Source organism: Roseibium aggregatum, from assembly GCF_017309185.1.
In the GTDB taxonomy this organism is placed as follows: domain Bacteria; phylum Pseudomonadota; class Alphaproteobacteria; order Rhizobiales; family Stappiaceae; genus Roseibium; species Roseibium aggregatum_B.
In genome coordinates this window covers 183,745-202,306 of sequence record NZ_JAEKJZ010000002.1, presented here as the reverse complement: position 1 = coordinate 202,306, position 18,562 = coordinate 183,745, and the positions used below count along the sequence as shown (strand labels likewise).

At 61.6% G+C, this 18,562-nt stretch carries 18 protein-coding genes; 7 read left to right on the top strand and 11 right to left on the bottom strand.

Translation table 11 applies throughout. The annotated features are described in order from the left end of the window. Positions 1–53: 53 nt before the first annotated feature. Positions 54–272, top strand: coding sequence for a hypothetical protein (locus JF539_RS13120; RefSeq protein ID WP_207141122.1), 219 nt, complete (start codon positions 54–56; stop codon positions 270–272). Positions 273–622: 350 nt separating this feature from the next. Here JF539_RS13120 and JF539_RS13115 read toward each other — a convergent pair whose 3' ends face one another. The 4 genes from JF539_RS13115 to purB form a co-directional block, all read right to left on the bottom strand. Then, positions 623–967, bottom strand: a complete 345-nt coding sequence (locus tag JF539_RS13115; RefSeq protein ID WP_207141530.1) for a BA14K family protein — start codon at positions 965–967, stop codon at positions 623–625. A gap of 264 nt (positions 968–1,231) precedes the next feature. Next, positions 1,232–1,786: an RBBP9/YdeN family alpha/beta hydrolase gene (locus JF539_RS13110; protein WP_207141121.1), complete on the bottom strand. Its 555-nt coding sequence runs from the start codon at positions 1,784–1,786 to the stop codon at positions 1,232–1,234. 38 nt (positions 1,787–1,824) lie between these two features. Beyond that, positions 1,825–2,574 carry a metallophosphoesterase family protein gene (locus JF539_RS13105; RefSeq protein ID WP_207141120.1) on the bottom strand — a complete coding sequence of 250 codons (750 nt, stop codon included), beginning with the start codon at positions 2,572–2,574 and terminating at the stop codon, positions 1,825–1,827. A gap of 201 nt (positions 2,575–2,775) precedes the next feature. Continuing rightward, entirely contained in the window at positions 2,776–4,104 is a 1,329-nt protein-coding gene (purB, locus tag JF539_RS13100; RefSeq protein ID WP_207141119.1) for an adenylosuccinate lyase, read from the bottom strand. Between the two features lie 159 nt (positions 4,105–4,263). On the opposite strand from purB, the gene JF539_RS13095 reads away from it, so the two are divergent. Continuing rightward, entirely contained in the window at positions 4,264–4,746 is a 483-nt protein-coding gene (locus JF539_RS13095) for an NUDIX hydrolase (RefSeq protein ID WP_207141118.1), read from the top strand. A gap of 16 nt (positions 4,747–4,762) precedes the next feature. Here the strand turns inward: JF539_RS13095 and JF539_RS13090 are convergent, their stop codons facing one another. Further along, the gene (locus tag JF539_RS13090; protein ID WP_207141117.1) at positions 4,763–5,683 is read right to left on the bottom strand and encodes a LysR family transcriptional regulator; all 921 of its coding nucleotides are present in this window, start codon (positions 5,681–5,683) and stop codon (positions 4,763–4,765) included. A gap of 95 nt (positions 5,684–5,778) precedes the next feature. Between JF539_RS13090 and JF539_RS13085 the strand changes: the two genes are divergently transcribed. Next, positions 5,779–6,528, top strand: coding sequence for an SDR family NAD(P)-dependent oxidoreductase (locus JF539_RS13085; RefSeq protein ID WP_207141116.1), 750 nt, complete (start codon positions 5,779–5,781; stop codon positions 6,526–6,528). 144 nt (positions 6,529–6,672) lie between these two features. Beyond that, on the top strand, positions 6,673–7,020 hold the full coding sequence (locus JF539_RS13080; protein ID WP_207141115.1) for a hypothetical protein: 348 nt from the start codon (positions 6,673–6,675) through the stop codon (positions 7,018–7,020). 196 nt (positions 7,021–7,216) lie between these two features. Here JF539_RS13080 and JF539_RS13075 read toward each other — a convergent pair whose 3' ends face one another. From JF539_RS13075 to JF539_RS13065, 3 genes are all read right to left on the bottom strand, one after another. Next, positions 7,217–8,827 (bottom strand): APC family permease, encoded by a 1,611-nt coding sequence (locus JF539_RS13075; protein WP_207141529.1) that lies wholly within the window; start codon positions 8,825–8,827, stop codon positions 7,217–7,219. A gap of 120 nt (positions 8,828–8,947) precedes the next feature. Then, a complete protein-coding gene (gene rpe, locus JF539_RS13070) occupies positions 8,948–9,619 on the bottom strand; it encodes a ribulose-phosphate 3-epimerase (protein ID WP_207141114.1) in 672 nt (223 codons plus the stop codon). Between the two features lie 83 nt (positions 9,620–9,702). Then, positions 9,703–10,092 (bottom strand): hypothetical protein, encoded by a 390-nt coding sequence (locus tag JF539_RS13065; protein WP_207141113.1) that lies wholly within the window; start codon positions 10,090–10,092, stop codon positions 9,703–9,705. 127 nt (positions 10,093–10,219) lie between these two features. On the opposite strand from JF539_RS13065, the gene JF539_RS13060 reads away from it, so the two are divergent. Next, entirely contained in the window at positions 10,220–11,059 is an 840-nt protein-coding gene (locus JF539_RS13060; RefSeq protein WP_207141112.1) for a helix-turn-helix domain-containing protein, read from the top strand. A 9-nt stretch (positions 11,060–11,068) separates the two neighbouring features. On the opposite strand, the gene JF539_RS13055 is transcribed toward JF539_RS13060, so the two are convergent. Both JF539_RS13055 and JF539_RS13050 read right to left on the bottom strand, forming a co-directional pair. Then, a complete protein-coding gene (locus JF539_RS13055; protein WP_207141111.1) occupies positions 11,069–11,851 on the bottom strand; it encodes a DUF2259 domain-containing protein in 783 nt (260 codons plus the stop codon). Positions 11,852–11,915: 64 nt separating this feature from the next. Next, positions 11,916–12,890, bottom strand: coding sequence for a sodium:proton symporter (locus JF539_RS13050; protein ID WP_207141110.1), 975 nt, complete (start codon positions 12,888–12,890; stop codon positions 11,916–11,918). A 140-nt stretch (positions 12,891–13,030) separates the two neighbouring features. On the opposite strand from JF539_RS13050, the gene JF539_RS13045 reads away from it, so the two are divergent. After that, the gene (locus JF539_RS13045; RefSeq protein ID WP_207141109.1) at positions 13,031–14,299 is read left to right on the top strand and encodes an NAD(P)/FAD-dependent oxidoreductase; all 1,269 of its coding nucleotides are present in this window, start codon (positions 13,031–13,033) and stop codon (positions 14,297–14,299) included. Positions 14,300–14,314: 15 nt separating this feature from the next. On the opposite strand, the gene JF539_RS13040 is transcribed toward JF539_RS13045, so the two are convergent. Continuing rightward, on the bottom strand, positions 14,315–14,794 hold the full coding sequence (locus JF539_RS13040; protein ID WP_207141108.1) for an Lrp/AsnC family transcriptional regulator: 480 nt from the start codon (positions 14,792–14,794) through the stop codon (positions 14,315–14,317). Between the two features lie 149 nt (positions 14,795–14,943). Between JF539_RS13040 and JF539_RS13035 the strand changes: the two genes are divergently transcribed. After that, complete coding sequence (locus JF539_RS13035) at positions 14,944–18,465, top strand: indolepyruvate ferredoxin oxidoreductase family protein (protein WP_207141107.1); 3,522 nt, start codon at positions 14,944–14,946, stop codon at positions 18,463–18,465. The last annotated feature ends 97 nt before the right edge of the window (positions 18,466–18,562 follow it).

The following is an 18,562-nucleotide window of genomic DNA, read 5'->3' as shown; positions in this document are numbered from 1 at the left end:
AGGGATCTTTGGATTCGGACGGATTGCCGCCGCTTTCCTAGAGGGAGGCTCCCATGTGGAAGCTGGCACTAATTCTCTTCATCGTCATCGGGCCGACGCTTGCCGGCGCGGGGGCACTTGTACCGCTGACTGTTTACGGCGTGAACGATTTCAATCCGCTCCTGCTGATTGGAAGCGCTGTGGCCGGGGCATTGGTCGCCGTTCCGGTGAGCTATGTCGTCGCCCGCAAGATCGGCACTCTCATGGGGCCGAAACCGACGCCGCAGCTTTAGGGTACGGCCCCATAAAATTGTGCTTTCAGGCGCCAATCGGGCACAGAAAAGCAAGGAGAAGCCCGCAGAGCTATGCTCTCGCATAGGTCAAGGGCTTTGACGCGGCTTTTCAATGCCCGATTGGTGTCCTCCGGATCGCTCAGGAAAGGGCTGTCTCCTGCGTTGCGAAAGCTTCAATACAGTCCTTTCCTGAGCGACCGAATGTACATTTTTATGGGTCCATACCCTAAAGCCCGCTCAAGACCCAGGCGTCGGTCCGGCCTTTCCGGGCCTTTGGCAATGGGACAGAAAAAGATCGGCCGGTGGGGTGGGCCACCGGCCGAGTTACCGATTTCAGTCTTGCAGGGCTTCTAGTTCCAGAATGGAGACCGGCATGACCGGCGCGGCCCCTGATAAGGCTGGAAGGTATTGTCGTAAGGACGATAGGACCGGTATTTGCGCGCGCACCAGTTATAGTGCTGTGGCGGTAAAGGTCCCGGTCTGTAGCCACCAGGAGGTGGAGGAGGAGGCCGATAGCCGCCAGGGGGCGGTGGAGGCGGGCGCCAACCGCCACCGGGAGGTGGAGGAGGGCCTCCAAACTGAACCGGATAGCTTTGCGGCCTGCTTTCTAACCGGAAGTCGTCAGCCGTTTGCAATATGGGAAAAGCGACCGCTGACGCAATCGATGCAAGCCCGATCGCGCCTGTAAGAAGCATTCGCAAAAAGAAATTTTTCGACCTCATTGCCGCGCACTTTCTAAATTCTCTAATTTTCAAAAAATACCTGTTGGAATATTGTCGAACGTCACCGTTCGTCATTGTTTTCCCAGTTTAAACACTACGAAAAACAGATGGCCGAACTTCGGCAAATTTATTTCCTGATATTTCCAAAAATCTGAAAAGTATTTCCCTGCGTTTCCAAGGGATTTTGAGCGCGTTGCGTCTCCCTGGAAAAACCGAAGCGGGCTTATGTTCGATGCGCTATCCCAGCCGCTTCATGAAGTGGGCGAAGGACATCAATCCTTCCGGCCACGGGCCGTGGCCGCTTTCAAGATTGAGATGGCCGGCTTCGCCTGCATCCTGAAAGCTTGCGCGCCACGCTTTCGCGAACTCCTGGGCACGCTGGTAGTCGCAGAACGGATCGTTGCGGCTTGCGACCAGATGGGCAGGGAAGGGGAGCGGGTCCTTCGGGACCGGTCTGAAGTCGCCGCCGTCGAACCCCTCGACCAGGCCGTCGCGATCCCAGTCGGACGGGGCGACAAGATAGGCCCCCTTTACCTTGTCTTTCAGCGCGTGGGCGCCGTGGGCGACCAGAATGCAGCCAAGCGAATGGGCCACGAGGACGACAGGTTTCTGGCAGGCCTCGACGTCTTTCACTAGCTTGTCCAGCCATTCCTTTTTGCTGGGTGCGTGCAATTCGGCCTGCTTGACCACGCGGGCCGTGGCCATCTTGTCGCGCCAGCGCAACAGCCAGTGGCCGGGCAGCGTCTTGCCGTAGCCTGGAATGAGGAGAATGTCGGTCTCTGAAATCTTCACAGTTCAGCCTCGGTGGTTGCAGCTCGGTTCGGCACCGTTCAGGACAGCGGTCCGTAGAAGCCGTGCTTGAGTGAACGGGCCCAGTCCGGACGGCCGTTCTTGTCCGCTTCGCGGGAGGCGGCATCCCAGTCGTAGGTCAGGATCTTCTGCTGAAAGTTCCAGGCGCCGTTGTTGTCGGTCATCAGTGCATAGCGCGCGTGCGGACTGCCTGTTTCCATGACATGCTTGTGCGGATGGTCGTCCTGGTAGGAGGGAAGGCCGACACTCCCGGGGTTGATCAGCATCTGACCGGTTTTCTCCAGCCTGATCACCCGTGGAATGTGTGAGTGTCCGCAACAGATTATCGGCGCTGCCTCACCCTTCAGTTCATTCAGCAGGGCGGTTTCGTCCGGAAGGTGCCCCTTCGGGCCCTCGGCCTTTTCCGTGAGGTATCTGTTGTCGTTATCTGGCGTGCCGTGACACAACAGGATACCTCCGTCCAGCCGGATCGTCGCCTCTGTGGTCTCAAGCCAGGCGCGGCTTTCCGCCGACAGGCGCTCGGCCGCGAACAGGTCGGTGGGCCCGAGTTCACCGATCGGATCGTCGAGCACGAAACGGTCGTGGTTTCCGCGCACCGTCGGCCATTTGTGTTCATGCAGAAGAACCGCGGTCTCCTCCGGCCAGAGCGGGCCGGAGACGCAATCACCGAGATTGACGACCAGGTCCGGGGCCTCGGCCTTCAGGTCTTTCAGGACCGCCTCAAGGGCAAGAACGTTGCCGTGGATATCGGACACAAGCGCGATTTTCATGAAGATGCCTATCGGAGATCAAAAGGGTCTATGGTCCCGGCCGCAGGTCATTGCCGGACTTGATCCGGCAAGCCCGGCCCTGCAGCTCTTTCTTCGTCCCCGGATATGAAACGGCACGGGTCCCATGGTCAAGCCATGGAAGCCACGAGAACGGGAAGGAGTGTGCCGGTGGCCTGGAAACCGGCAGGGTCGCGCCCCGGTTCAGTCGTCTCCGAAGACCCGCTTGAAGATCACGTCGACATTCTTGGTGTGGTAGCCGAGGTCGAAGCGGTCGCGGATTTCGTCTTCCGAGAGGTATTTGCGCACGTCGTCGTCGTTGAGCAACTCGGTCAGGAAGTCGACGGACGCCGATCCGGCCACCTGATAGCTGTCCCAGACCTTCATGGCGTTGCGCTGCACGAGCCGGTAAGCGTCCTCGCGGGACGAGCCAGCCTGGGTGAGGGCGAGCAGGATGCGCTGCGAATGCACCAGGCCGCCGAGCCGGTCCATGTTGCCGATCATGCGCTCCGGGTAGACCATCAGCTTGTCGATGACGCCGGTGAGGCGGACAAGGGCGAAGTCGAGGGTCACCGTCGCGTCCGGACCGATCATGCGCTCCACGGAGGAGTGCGAGATGTCGCGCTCGTGCCAGAGCGCCACGTTTTCCATCGCCGGAATGGAATAGCCGCGCACCAGGCGGGCGAGACCGGTCAGGTTTTCCGTCAGTACCGGGTTGCGCTTGTGCGGCATGGCCGACGAGCCCTTCTGGCCCTTGGAGAAGAACTCTTCCGCCTCCAGAACTTCCGTGCGCTGCAGGTGGCGGACTTCCGTCGCGACGCGTTCGATCGAGGAGGCGATCACGCCGAGGGTCGCGAAATACATGGCGTGACGGTCGCGCGGGATCACCTGGGTGGAAACCGGCTCCGCCTTCAGCCCCATGGCCTTTGCGACATGTTCCTCGACGCGCGGGTCGATGTTGGCGAAGGTGCCGACCGCGCCGGAGATGGCGCAGGTGGCGATTTCCTCGCGGGCGGCCAGAAGGCGGGTCCGGCAGCGGTCGAATTCCGCGTAGGCCTCGGCCATCTTGAGACCGAAGGTCACCGGTTCGGCGTGAATGCCGTGGGAGCGGCCGATACAGACCGTGTCCTTGTGCTCCATCGCCCGGCGCTTGATTGCTGCCAGCAGCGCATCCATGTCCTCCAGCAGGAGGTCGGTGGCCTTGACCAGCTGGACGTTGAAGCAGGTGTCGAGCACGTCGGAGGAAGTCATGCCCTGATGCACGAAGCGCGCGTCCGGGCCCACGATTTCGGCCAGATGGGTCAGGAAGGCGATGACGTCATGCTTGGTTTCGCGCTCGATTTCGTCGATACGCTCGATGTCGAAGGTGGCGCTGCCGCCTTTTTCCCAGATGGTCTTTGCGGCTTCCTGAGGGATAACGCCAAGTTCCGCCAGCGCGTCGCAGGCATGAGCCTCGATCTCGAACCAGATGCGGAATTTCGATTCCGGCGACCAGATGGACACCATGTCGGGGCGGGAGTAGCGCGGGATCATCGCGGGCAGGACCTCTTGATAAAGGAAAAATCTGGCAGCGGAATACCAGAGGGGGGCGGTCCCTTCAATGCGAAGGGACGGTTTTTGCTTGCCGGGGGCGGCGCGATGTGAATTTTAACCGTCGTGACGGCGGTGGGGACCGTCCCTGGGGAGACTGCGATGACCATCTGGCGCCCGGCCAACACGATTACGGTAAAAGCGCTTGCCCTGATCTGGCAGGACGACGCTCTGCTTCTGTCGGAAGTTTGCGACGACAGCGGACGGGTGACGGGCATGCGTCCGCTTGGTGGGACAGTCGAATTCGGCGAACCCTGGCGCGATGCCTTGCAGCGGGAGTTTCTGGAAGAACTCGGGGCCCGGATCTCGCTGCTCGACAGCCATTTCACGATGGAGAACCTCTACGAGCATCACGGTGCGGCCGGCCATGAAATCGTCTTTCTCTGCCATGCCCATTTCACCGACAGCAGCTTTTACGGCAAGGACAGCTTCGACTTTCTGGAAAGCGACGAGACGCGGGGAACCGCCAGATGGATGACGTTGGACGATCTGGCGTCTAGAGGGCTTGAACTCTATCCGTCAGGTCTCTCGGACAAGCTTGCCAAGCCGGAAATCATCCGCCGTCCCGGCAGGCTTTTCAGCTGAGGCCTCGATCTGAAGATCAAGCCTTCTCATGCGGGCCTGAAAGCTCTCCCGGGCCGGCAAGGCTGCCGATTTCCATCGAGACCAGGTCGCAGAGCGCCGATACCTTCTTCGGCACATTGCGGCCGAAGGCATGGACGGCGTGCAAAGGCTGGCTGGGCAGCGGCAGATCCGGGACCAGTCTGACAAGTCTGCCGCTGCGCATATCCTCCGCGACGACACATTCCATCAGGTAAGCGGCGCCCATTCCTAGGCGGGCGGCCTCGTGCAGGCCGAAACTCGAATCGAAACCGGCCTGACCCGTCGGACGTATCGACGTCCCGTCGGCGAATGTGATCTCGAACGGGGAGGCGTTCGCCACGTAGCGGGCGAAAGGCAGGGATGCCAGGTGGTCTGCCGAGTGAGGCTCTCCGTGCCGGGAGAGAAATTCGGGGGACGCCACGATCACCATCGGCAACCCGGCAAGTTTCCTGGCGGTCAGTTCGCTGGACCGCAGATAGCCGACGCGAAAGACGACGTCGTAATTCTCGCGAATGATGTCTGCGTGACGGTCGCTCATGCCGATTTCCAGTTCAAGCGCCGGGTTGGGTTTTGCGAGCTTTTCGAGAATTGGAGCCGTGAGCGCTCTGGCCAGTTCGTTCGGCAGGCTGATTTTCAGCCTGCCCGACAGGCCCGTTGCAAGAACCTCGTCGGCGCTGTCCAGATCTTTCAGCAGCGGGGCAATCCGTTCGAAAAAGGCCTGACCGTCGGGCGTGAGCCTCAGGGCGCGGGTGGAGCGCAGAAACAATCGAACGCCAAGCTTCCCCTCAAGCCGCGAGATGCTTCTGGAAACCGCGGAGGGCGCGGTATCGAGTTCGCGCGCGGCCGCGGAGAAAGACCCGCTTTCGACGCTTCGGACAAAGGCTACGAGCCCAGACGACTCCGCCAGCAGGTTTGACATTCCGGCCTCCTCGACACAGCTCCTGTGCGCAAGGCATATCTAATGACGATCCGCCGGCGCGGCTATATCGCTCCGTGTCAACGGAGTATCAAACCATGCAAAAACTTGAAGGCAAGGTCGCCATCGTCACGGGCGGCAACAGCGGCATCGGCAAGGAAACGGCAAAGCTGCTGGCGTCCAGCGGTGCTCAGGTGATCGTCACCGCGCGCCGCCAGGATGTTCTGGACAGAGCCGTCGCGGAAATCGGCCACGGCGCGATCGGCGTGTGTGGCGATGTCGCCGATATCGAACATCATGTCGAGGTGGCCGCTCTGGTCCGGGACCGGTTCGGTGGAGCCGATATCTACATCGCGAATGCGGCGGTGATCGATCTGAAGCCGTCCCGGATGGTCACGCCGGACGAATTCGACAGTCATTTCTCGATCAACACACGCGGCGTCTTTTTCGGTGTGCAGACCATATTGCCGGTTCTGCGCGACGGCGGCAGTATCCTTCTGACAAGCTCTCTGGCTGCGACCAAGGTTCTGGACAACCACACGCTCTATGCCGGCACGAAGGCCGCGATTTCCGCCTTTGCCCGGAACTGGGTCAGGGAACTCAAGGACCGGAAAATCAGGGTGAATGTCATCAGTCCGGGACCGGTCGACACGGAAATCCTCGCCAAGCTGGGCGTGTCCGAGGACCAACGGCCTGCGTTCCTTGAAGGCATGGCGAGCATGATCCCGGCCGGCCGGCTCGGCCAGCCGGAAGAGATCGCGCAAGCGGCGCTGTTTCTCGTTTCCGGCGCAGGCAGCTTCGTGAACGGCATCGAGTTGCATGTCGACGGCGGGATGGCGGTTTCCTGACCGCTGACGATCGGCGCCCCAGAGCCTGTCCGGAAACCGTCGGGTCTCCGGACAGGCCGTTCAGACAAATCTCGTAATGAAGTCTTTTAAACATTTGTGGTCTTAATCAGCGGCCCTTAGGCCATCCTTTTTTCGGAGAACCAGATGATCCCCAGATCGCTGTCACTTGCTCTGTTCGTCGCAGCCATCCTTCCGGTTTCAGGTCCTGCCGGAGCCACGGAGCCGGACTTCAAGAAAATCCTGTCGTCGGCGTCCGGCGCCGCCGGTCTCGCGGCCGCCATTTCCAGTCTTGGGGCCTGCGACACCACGCCGGAATGGGCGTTGAGCTACGACCCCGAGATCGACGCGGAAAACCCGAACCATGTCTACGTCGGCTGTCAGTACGATCCGGACTGGGAAGAAGGCTCCGAGCTTTACGACAAGGGCGTTCTGGCGAAGTTTTTCGAGGCCGAGGGGGGCTACTTTCTTGAAAGCCTGACCTACCTGCCCTGAGCTGCGCCCTGTATTCACTGCGCCTGCTCCGCCTCCTCCCCGGACGGAGCGCAAGCGGAGATCCGGCGGTGGGGAGCCGAGGTGTTGGTGGCGAAACATTGAAAACGTGAGGGAAGTGGCTCTCCGATCCCGGCTCGCGCTACGCTTGGCCGGGATGACTGCTGGGAGGGGGCTGGAGCAATCTTGCAAAAAAATATCAGTATTTTGCGCCGGGCTCCTCCAGTGGACCTTCGCCGCCTGCTCCGTATTCCTCAACTTCGTCCTTGAATTCCTCCGCCATGTAGCGCTCGAACTTCTCCGGCTTGAGGGCGAGGCGGAAGGCGAGGACGTAGACGGCGGTGGCGAGCAGCCCGACGGCCAGGATATCGGGTCCGACCGGTATCAGCCCGGCACCGCCGCCGAAAGTGCCGAGATAAGACAACACCATCAGACCCGCGAGGTAAGGTGCGAGCCAAAGCGCCTCCCGCCAATCGAGGCTTTCCACGCCGCCGCGTGTCACCCGGAAGGCCATCAGGCAAAAGCCGACGGCGAGGCAGATCCCCAGGTGTCCCATTGTGTTCCAGCCGGACCAGTAGATGATCAGGCTGGCGACGATGAAGGCGAAACAGCCGGTGAAGGGGGCGGCCGGCAGGACGAAGGCGCGGGGCGTGTCCGGCAGAAGGCGGCGGAAGGCCAGCACGGCGACCGGGCCGACGACGAAAGACAACACGATGGAGGAGGTGTTGAGCGCCAGGACCTCCTTAAAGGGGAGCGCTATGAAGAAGAGCGCGGACACCACGAAATTCACCATCAGGGCAAACAGCGGAACGCCGCGTTCCGACAGGGTTTCCATGAATTTCGGAAAGAGGCCGTTCTGCGCCATGGCGAGACCCAGCCGGGCGTTGGAGCCGACGGAGACAAGGCCTGAGGCAAAGCTGGAAATGCGCGCGCTGGTGTCCAGGATGCTGACGATCCAAAGGGCGCCGACCGCGGTCGCAAGCGAGGCCATGGGACCGAGTTCTCCCGGAAAACTCAGCGAGTGCCAGCCGCCCTGGAGCTGGGTTTCGTCAAGTGCGCCGAGAAAGGCAAGTTGAAGTCCTCCATAGATCAGAAGACTGACAAGAAGGCTCAGAACCAGGGCCAGGGGCACGTTGACCTTGGGGTTCTTCGCTTCCCCGGCCATGTCGATCACATGGCGGAACCCGATCAGGGCGAAGATCACGCCACCTGTGGAGATCGCGGAGAGGATTCCCTTGATGCCTTCGGGGGCAAACCCGCCGTAGGCGCTGAAGTTGGCATAGCGGAATTCGGATGCGAGGATGACGGCGGCGAGCAGGCCGGGGACCAGGATCTTCACCCAGGTGAGTGCGGTGTTGAGGCGGGCGAAGAACTTGACGCCGAAGGCGTTGAGCACCGTGAAGACCAGAAGCAGGAAGCAGGCGACGCCGAGGCCTGCCGCCGAAAGCAGGCCATCGGATCCGTACAGCCAGGGCGCCAGGGTCTTGGAATAGCGCAGAACGGCCTCGACCTCGATGGTCGCCGTCGTGTTGTAGCCGACCCAGGCCGTCCAGCCCATGGTCATGGAAACCACGGAACCGTGGGAGAAATGCGGCACCCGGCCGATGCCGCCGGCGACCGGCAGAATGGTGGAGATTTCGGCGAAGGTGGCGGCCAGGAGCAGCATGGAGAAGCCGCCGATCCCCCAGGCGATGAGCGCCGAAGGCCCCGCGGCCTGCGCCGCCAGCAGGGGCGCGAACAGCCAGCCTGACCCCAGTATACCGCTGATCGCGACGAACGTCAGGCCCAGCAGGCCGATATTTCGATGCATATGCGCCAAGACGATTCCCCCAGTCCTGTCACGGACAGGGTAATGCAGGGAACGTCTCAACGGAAAGTCACATCACCTCCGGACGTTGGAAAAAGCCGAAGTTTTTAAAGGATAGGGGATCTAGACCTGTTCCGCAGACTTCCGGATCGCGGCGATATTGGCCGCATAGCTCTCGACCGTTCCGCCCTTGAAGACGGCGGACCCTGCCACCAGCACGTTCGCGCCGGCTTCTGCGACCAGCGGGGCCGTTTCCGGGGTGACGCCGCCGTCGATTTCGAGGTCGATCGGACGGTCGCCGATCATCGCCTTGATGCGCCGGGTCTTGTCCACCATGGCCTCGATGAACTTCTGACCGCCGAAGCCCGGGTTGACGGTCATGACCAGAATGAGGTCGAGCCGGTCGAGGACATATTCCAGGACGTTTTCAGGGGTCGCCGGGTTCAGCGACACGCCGGCCTTCTTGCCGAGCGCGCGGATCGCCTGCAGCGAGCGGTCGAGATGGGTGCTGGCTTCGGCATGTACCGTGATGATGTCGGAGCCCGCCTTGGCGAAGGCTTCCAGATAGGGATCGCAGGGCTCGATCATGAGGTGAGTGTCGAAGATCTTGTCCGTGTGCGGGCGAAGCTTGGCAATGACATCCGGTCCGAAGGTGATGTTGGGCACGAAATGGCCGTCCATCACGTCGAGATGGATCCAGTCGGCCCCGGCTTCCACAACGTCGCGGACTTCCTGACCGAGCTTGGAGAAATCCGAGGCGAGGATGGAGGGGGCGATGGCGAGCGGGCGGGTCATCCGGTGTGCTCCAGAAACTTGTTTTGCAGGATGCAGGCCCGCTAGCACGCCTTCGCGGACGGCGCAAGACAAAGGGCGGCGAACTAGCGCTCAACCGCGGTTGGGCTGCTGAAGAGCAAGGCTTTCGCTTCAAGGCAGGCAAGCACCGCGACGAAAACCGCTTGGAAAAGGACGAAGACGACGCCAAACGCGTTCAAGGCTATCAGTCCCGGTGTGAGCAGGACCAGGCTTGCCGCGACCCAGGCCGCGTTGCCCAGGACAATCACCCAGACCGCCGGCGGGGTCGTTACAAAACGCAAGGCGATGACGGCCATGAATGCGGCGACGGGCATCAGGAACAAGCCGCACAGGAACGAAAACGCTTCAGGGATTCCCGTCAGGCGCTCCAGCAGGGACGCTCCGAAAATCAGCAGCAGTCCGAATGCCGCGCAAACAACCGCATCGAAGACGACGAGGGACTTGAGATTCATCATGGAAGACCTTTTCCGGTAATGGACAACCCGCTGTCGTCCGTTGAGGTACGGTGGCCGGTTCTTTGTCTCGCGTCGATTACGCGAGAGGTAATGGAATTCGGGCGGTCCAACCGTGTAAGCTCTGCCGATGAGTGAAAGCCTTCTTTTTCCTGTTGCGCCTTCCAGTACCGGTCCGTCCGTGGGCGATCTGTTGCGCGCATGGCGCCAGCGGCGGCGGAGAAGCCAGCTCGATCTGGCCCTCGAGGCCGGAATTTCGCAACGCCATCTCAGTTTTCTGGAGTCCGGCCGGTCCTCGCCGAGCCGGGAGATGGTTCTGAAGCTGGCCCAACATCTGGCTGTTCCGTTTCGCGAACAGAACCGGCTGCTGGTCGCCGCCGGTTTCGCGCCGGTTCACGGCGAGCGGTCGCTGGACGATCCGGCTCTTCATGTGGCCATCGGTGCTGTCCGGCAGATTCTGAAAGGCTATGAACCACACCCGGCCATTGCGGTTGACCGGTATTGGACCATGGTTTTCGCCAACGCCGCGATCGAACCGTTTCTCGCAGGGGTCGATCCAGAGCTGTTGCAGCCTCCGGTCAATGCGCTGCGCCTGAGCCTGCATCCGAAAGGCCTTGCAGCTCGCATCCTGAATTTTCGGGAATGGCGCGATCATATCCTTGCCCGTCTGGCGGAGCAGGTCGAGGTTTCAGCCGATCCCAAGCTGATTGACCTCATCGATGAACTGAAAGCGTATCCTGATCCTTCAGCAGGGCGGGATGCGGGTGAAACGGATACATCCGTCTTCGGCGGTGTCGCCGTGCCGCTGAAACTTGCAAGTGAGGCCGGGCCGCTGGACTTTTTGACGACAACGACGGTTTTCGGTACGGCACTCGACGTCACCTTGTCCGAACTGGCGATCGAGGCTTTCTTTCCCGCCAATGACTTTACCGCGGAAGCGTTCCGGCGCCTTCTTGAAGGGCGGCTCTGACCGGCGGAATTATAAGCGCCCGGTAATCGCCAGGTAGCGCTGGTCGGGGCCCTCGAAACCGTGAGCGTCCATCTGCACCAGAACCGCAAACACCGGGGCGCCGTTTTCGGGGAAATGGGTGACAATGCGTTCGATCCGGTAGCCGAGCGGGCAGCGTCGGCTCTCGGGAATGCCGGTATCCTCGTTGAGGATACGGGTTTTACCCTTGTAGGTCATGGTCAGCCGGAAACCCTTCGTCCCCTCGATGCTGTAGCCCGCGCATCTTTTCGAGGGTAACTCATATTCACTCAGGCTCAGTTCAACCGGGTCTTCGACCAGAGGGTGAAAGTTGCGCGGATGGACGGCCATCCGGTGCGGGTCCGCGGTGATTTCCGTGCGCGGATTGTGGCCGACGGTCTTGCCTTTTCCGGCGATTTTCGTCGTCCGCAGCAGCTCTTGTGCGTTGGCGCGGTTTTCCGCACGCACCGCAGACAGCAGCGCGTCCCAGTCGGTCGCGCCGTTCTCACCCTCGATTTCGTCCATGTTTTCGTTACGCAGATAGAAGGGCGCGGGCTTCACCCAGGCGTCCCGGGCGACGTCAAGCACGAAGAGTTCCGAGTAGGGAAAGCCGGAGCCGTCCTCGATCCCGTATTGCTCGAAGGCGAAATAGGCCCCGTCCTTCGAAAAGCCGAGGATCTGAGCCTCGGCCGTGTCGCCGGCCTGTGCAACGGGAGCGAGACAGGCAAGAACCACTGGCAGGCTCAGAAAGGCCGAGAGGAAAGAGGTTTTGAAATCTTCTTGAAAGACGGTCATCGGGCGCTCCCTTGAAACCCATAAATCTCAGGTTTCGCGGTCTTAGGATTTCAACCGGCCTCTGTCAGGTCTGTGGCGTCACACTTTTGTTGTTCAGATGACAATAAACGCGCACGAAGGGCTTCAGGAACATGGGCAGCATGTAGATCGGAAACTGGCCGATCGCGAACCAGAGCCAGGTGAATTCCGGTATGGTGCCGCCAAAGGCGGCCACCATCAGCCCCATGTTGCGCGTACCGCAGGTATGGGCGATAGCGTAGGCGTCCTCGCGGGTCGCAGGCGCAAAGATAATCAGCGGCAGGGCGATCTGCAACAGGGCGAGCACGAAGGTCAGGCCCGTCAGACCGAGCGTGAACAGGGGTTTTGTGACGAAGCTGACCGCGACCCCGTCCATGGCCGCGATGGCGAAGAACAGGAGCAGGAGCACATTCAGGCCGCTGACGTGGTGCGCGCTGCGGGCAAGCCGTTCCGGACCGGCGAGCTTGCGCAGGAGAAAGGAAACCGCAAAGGCGCCGGTAAGCAGCAGCGAGAGCTGGACCGCAAGCCCGGTCACGCTGAGCGGCAGCGACGGGCCGAGCATGAGCTGGCCGACCAGGGGCGCGGTGAGCGGGGTCACGATCAGAGCCGCCACGGAAAGCGCCAGGCTCAGCGTTGCGTCGAGGCCGAGGAGGTAGATGAAGGCGGGGGCCGCCATCACCGGAGGGGCCGCGGTTGCGATATAGAGTGCAAGGATGACTTCCGGACCGAGGGCGCGGAGGTTTGTCAGCTCGATTGCGGCATAGGTGAGGAGGGGGGCGCCGAGCATCATCCAGACCAGCCCGGCAATCAGAAGCGCCGGATGCCGCAGACGCTGCTTGATGGCGTAAGGGTCGGCGCGCAGGAAGGCCAGCGTCAGCAGGCTGAAAACGGCAAGCGTCAGATAGGGCCGCAGATAGCTCGACAGCGCCGGTAGCGCCATGCCGATGAAAATACTCACAGCCAGAGCCGCGGTTCCATGCCGACCGAGCCATGCCACCCCTGCGCCCAGCTGTCGAATCATCTAGATTGTCTCCAGTTTGTGCAAATCATGGCAGGCACTTAGGTCTGATACCCGATGCTCAGGTCGTTCATCAGGCTAAAGAACTCTCTTAAAGGATCCGGGGTCCTGAAGCCAGAGCCCGAAGGGCCGCCGGAGCGGGAATGGCAAAAAAGGCAAGGCAATACCACTCCTTCGATGTGATGGTGCTCGGCGCCGGCATCGCCGGTGTTTCGACGGCGCTCCATCTGCGCCGTCTGGGGCTCGACACCGCTCTTGTCGACCGGACCCATCCGGGGGAAGAGGCTTCTTCCGGACATGCCGGTATCATTCAGCGCAATGGCTTCGTGCCGCACGTCTTGCCCGCCGGCCTGGCCCAACTGCTTGGCCTGTTGTTCGGTCCCTCACGCGCGGTTACCTGCCACCCCGGGTCGCTTTTGCGGTTGGCGCCCTGGCTCAGCCGGTATCGGAAGTCGAGCAACGGAGCGGACGCCGATGCCTATTCCAGAACCATCGCGCCCCTGCGGTCTCTCGCGGTCGAGGAGCATCTGGAGTTGGCCGGCACAACAAATGCCGACCGGTTCTATCGCCGGGGCGGCTGGCTGCAGCTCGCCAGAACGGATGAGGCCTACCGCAAGACGGAGGTCGAACGCTACTATGCAAGGGTGTTCGGCGTGGCCTACGAGGAACTTGCGGAAGACGGGGTTTCGGCGCTGGAACCCGGATTGAAGAGGTCCAATCTCAAGGGCCTTCACTGGCCGGAGAGCTGGTCGGTCTCCAATCCGGGAGGCGTTGTCGATGCCTTCTGGCGCGGGTTCGTCCAGGAAGGCGGAAGTTATCTCAGAGCGGATGCGCGGAAGCTGCAGCGCCAGCGCGGTGGCTGGCTTCTGGAAAGCGAGCGCGGAACCGTCTTCGCTCCCCATGCGGTGCTTGCGCTGGGCGCCTGGTCCCAGGAGGTTCTGAACGGGCTTGGCGAAACCTATCCCCTGGCGGTTCTGCGTGGCTATCATATGCATTTCCGTGCTGTCTCCGGAGCTTCGCTGTCGAGGCCGGTGGTCGATATCGAAAACGGATTTGCGCTGGCCCCGACGGATCGGGGTATCCGTCTGACGACGGGGATCGAACTCGCTGTCCGCGATGCCCCGCCAAATGCGATAGCCGTCAGACACGCGAAGAAGCGGGCGGAAGAGTTGTTTCCGCTCGGAAAGGCACTCCAGGAGACGCCCTTGATGGGCTGCCGGACATGCCTTCCGGATTCGCTTCCCGTCATCGGAGCCTCGCCGGTGAGCCCGGGTCTCTGGTTCAATTTCGGTCATGCGCATGATGGCTTCACGCTCGGACCGGTCTGCGGACGGCTTCTGGCCGAGGCGATTGTCGGTAAAACGCCGGCCGTCGACCTGACGGGGCTGTCGCCGCTGAGATTTTGGGAGTGAGTGGCCGACCGGGCGTCAGTTTTCCCGCAAGGGCAATGCCACCGTATCCTTGACCGTGTTGACGACGATGCGCGACTGCACGTCGGAGACCAGGGTGTTGTCGAGGAGTTTAAGGCGCAGGAAGTTGTCATAGGTCTTGATGTCGTCGGTGACCACCTTGATCAGATAGTCGACCGCGCCGGTGATACGCTCACAGGTCACGACCTCCGGCCAGTGATGCACCAGCTTGTCGAAGGTTTCCATGTTTTCCCGGCTCGGCACCGCCAATTTGACAAAAGAATAGGCGACAAAGCCCAAACCGACCGATTCCCGGTCTATAATCGCTGTGATCTGCCGGATGATTCCCTGTTCCTTGAGCCGTTTTATCCGGCGCCAGCAAGGGGTTTGGCTCATGCCGGCTTCCTTGGCGACCTCCGCAATGGAAAGGGAAGCATCCCGTTGCAGCACGCGGAGAACGCGAATATCGGAAGAGTCGAGAAGATATTTGTCGGTCATCGGTTATTTGGGAAAAATTTATTCTGCCTCTGGATGGATTATTGTCACGATAGCACAGAAATTGCGTGAGAAAAGGATGATATTAATCTGAACAGTAGCCTGCGCGGGAGAGCGCGGCCGAGCCATGTGGCCGTTAAGGAGGACGTCGGATGAATGTGCATGTGCCAACCGTGACGCTGGAAGACAAATATGTCGCCACGGGCGGGCGGGTTTATCTGACCGGCATACAGGCGCTTGTTCGCATTGTTCTGGACCGGGCGCGGCTGGACAGGCAGGCGGGCCTGAAGACCGGCGCCTTTATCTCCGGCTATCGCGGTTCTCCTCTGGCCGGCTACGACACGGAACTGATGCGGGCCAAGCGCTACCTGAAGGCCATCGACGCGGTCTTCAAGCCGGGCGTGAACGAGGAACTCGGCGCGACTGCTGTCTGGGGCAGCCAGAAGCTGCGCGGAGAGGGCGGGATCGGCCGGGCAACAGACTATGACGGCGTCTTCGGCATCTGGTACGGCAAGGCTCCGGGCGTGGACCGGGCCGGTGACGCGCTCAAGCAGGCGAATGCCTCCGGCACCGACCGCAACGGTGGCGTGCTGGCGCTGGCCGGCGACGACCATCTGGCGAAGTCCTCCATACTGCCGGCTCAGAGCGAGTTCTTTTTCGAGCATGCCGAAATGCCCGTGCTCAATCCCTCCGATATCCAGGAAGTTCTCGACTTCGGCCTACACGGCCTGGAAATGTCGCGTTTCACCAGCCTGTGGACCGCGCTGATCTGTGTCGCCGACACCATGGATGCGTCCGCGACGATCGACATTACGCCTGGCCGTTTGCAGCTCGTCCGGCCGCTGGAAGGCGATCCGCGCAAGGACTACCGTCAGAACCGCGATCTTCTGCTTGGCAACAGGCTTGAGACGGAACGCCTGGTGCGGGATCTGCGGATTCCGGCCGCGCAAAACTATGTGCGCACCAACGGTCTCGACCGGGTGGCCTTCGGAATGCGTGACAATGCGAAATTCGGCATCGTCACCACCGGCAAGGCCTACCGGGACCTGCTGCAGGCGCTCGATCTGATGGGCATCGACGAAGACAGGGCCCGGGCGATGGGGCTCGGCGTCTACAAGGTTGCCATGACCTGGCCGCTCGAACCCACCGGCCTGAGGGATTTCGCGCGCGGCACGGAACGTCTTCTTGTCGTTGAGCACAAACGGGCCTTCATGGAGCCGCAGATCAAGGACATCTCCTATCATTGGCCGGACATGAGCCGCCCGGAGATCTGGGGCAAGCGCCGCCCGGACGGATCGCATTTCCTCTCCGACGTGCTGGAACTTTCCGTCGGCGAGCTGATCGAGGGGCTGACGGCCTGGCTGCCGCAGGACATGGTCTCCGACGACATGCGTGCGGTGGCGACCCGGATGACCAAACAGGCGATGTGGGCGCAAGGCCATGCGGAACGGGCTGCCCGCATTCCCTATTTCTGTTCCGGCTGCCCGCATTCGACTTCCACCAGAACCCCGGAAGGGTCCCGCTCGATGCCGGGTATCGGCTGCCATGCGATGACGGAAATGGCGGGCCGGTCCACCGAGGGCCAGATCGCAATGGGCGGCGAAGGTATTCTCTGGGTCGGCCAGCAGCCGTTTTCCGGAGACAGCCATGTCTTCGCCAATGTGGGCGACGGCACTTACTTTCATTCCGGCATCCTGGCGATCCGACAGGCGCTCGCCTCCAACATACCGATCACCTACAAGATTCTCTACAACGACGCGGTCGCCATGACCGGCGGTCAGAAGGTCGACGGTCAGCTCAGCGTCGAGCAGATCACGCGCCAACTGGAAGCCGAAGGCGTCGAGCGCATTGCGGTGGTTTCGGAAACCCCGGAAAACTACGGTTCCTGGTCAAATCTCGCACCCGGTACAAAGATCTTCCACCGGGACGAGCTGATGGATGTGCAGGAAGACCTGCAGACCTACAAGGGCGTGTCCGTGATCGTCTACGAGCAGACCTGCGCGGCGGAAAAGCGCCGCCGGCGCAAGCGTGGACAGTTTCCCGATCCGGACATGCGGCTGTTCATCAACGACCGGGTTTGCGAAGGCTGCGGCGACTGCTCGGTCCAGTCCAACTGCCTGTCGGTCGAGCCTCTGGCGACTCCGTTTGGCGAAAAGCGGGTCATCAACCAGTCAAGCTGCAACAAGGACTTTTCGTGCATCAAGGGCTTCTGCCCGTCCTTCGTGGAAGTGGAAGGGGCCGCGCTGAAGAAGCCGAAGAAGGCGGATGTCGATATCGATGCGCTGGCCGAGGAATTGCCTCAGCCGGAGCTGGCCTCTCTGGAGCGTACGCAGAACGCGCTCATCGCGGGAATCGGCGGCATGGGCGTCACCACGATCAGCGCGGTGCTCGCCATGGCGGCTCATGTCGACGGCAAGCAGGCCTCCACACTGGACATGACCGGTCTTGCCCAGAAGGGGGGGCCGGTGACCTCTCACGTGCGCTTTGCCGCCAGCGACAGGGCCATCGAGGGGCCAAGGGTTCCGGCGGCAAGTCTCGATCTTCTGATCGCCAGCGACATGGTGGTCGCCAGCAACGCGGACCAGCTGACGCTTGCCCATCGCGGCCAGACCCTGACGGTTGCCAACACCAAGGTGGCGCCGACGGCCGAGTTCGTGCTGAAGCAGACCCTTTCCTTCGACGAGATGCGCATGGACGAGGCCCTGCGCGCGGCATCGGGAACCTATCTGCCGGTCAATGCGGCCGATATCGCCGAAAAACTCCTGGGCGACGCGATCTATGCCAACATGATGCTCGTCGGCATGGCCTATCAGAGCGGCGCGCTGCCGGTGTCGGGCGAGGCGATCGAAACCGCGCTGGAGCTGAACGGCGCCGCCGTTGCCAACAACATCAAGGCCTTCCGGGCCGGGCGGGTGCTCGCGGCGAACGCGGACAAGCTCCTCATGGCGCTGCCGCCGGAAGCAAAACCCGAGACCTTCACACTGGACGAGAAGATCGCCTTCAATGCGAAGGAACTGACCGCCTATCAGAACGCGGCCTATGCGGCGCGCTATTCGGATCTTGTGGCGAAGGTGAAGGCGCAGGACGAGGCGCACGGTGCGGGAACCCTGCGTCTGACACGGACCGTGGCGGACATGCTCTTCAAGGTCATGGCCTACAAGGACGAATACGAGGTCGCGCGGCTTTACTCCGATCCGGCTTTCAGGACAAAGATCGCGCAGCGGTTCGAGGATCCGAAGAAACTCAAGGTTCATCTCGCCCCGCCGATCCTTGCTCATCGCAAGGACCCGAAAACCGGACGCCCGGAAAAAATCGCCTTTGGTCCCTGGGTCTTCAGTGCTTTCTCATTGCTTGCGAAGTTCAAGGGCGCTCGTGGCAAATGGTACGATCCGTTCGGCCGGACCGCGGAGCGCAAGGCGGAGCGGGCGCTGATCGCCAGCTATGAGGCGGATATCGCGAGGCTCCTCAATCGCTTGCCGGATGGCGATTACGGCCTTCTGGTTGAGGTTGCCCGTATCCCGGACATGATCCGCGGGTTTGGCCCGGTCAAGGAAGCCAACCTCAAGAAAGCTGCGGAAAAGCGTCAGGCGCTGCTGGAACGGTTCAACAAGAGCGGCGATGGCGGCAACCACCAGGCCGACACCGCGAAGGAGTTCCTTGCTGCCGCGGAATAAGCCGCTCCAGGGCAATCGCATGTGAAGCATCCCGGTGTGTCGACCGTGCGATGCTTTCGCGTGTTTCGGTGAAAAAACCGATGCGTATTGCATTGTC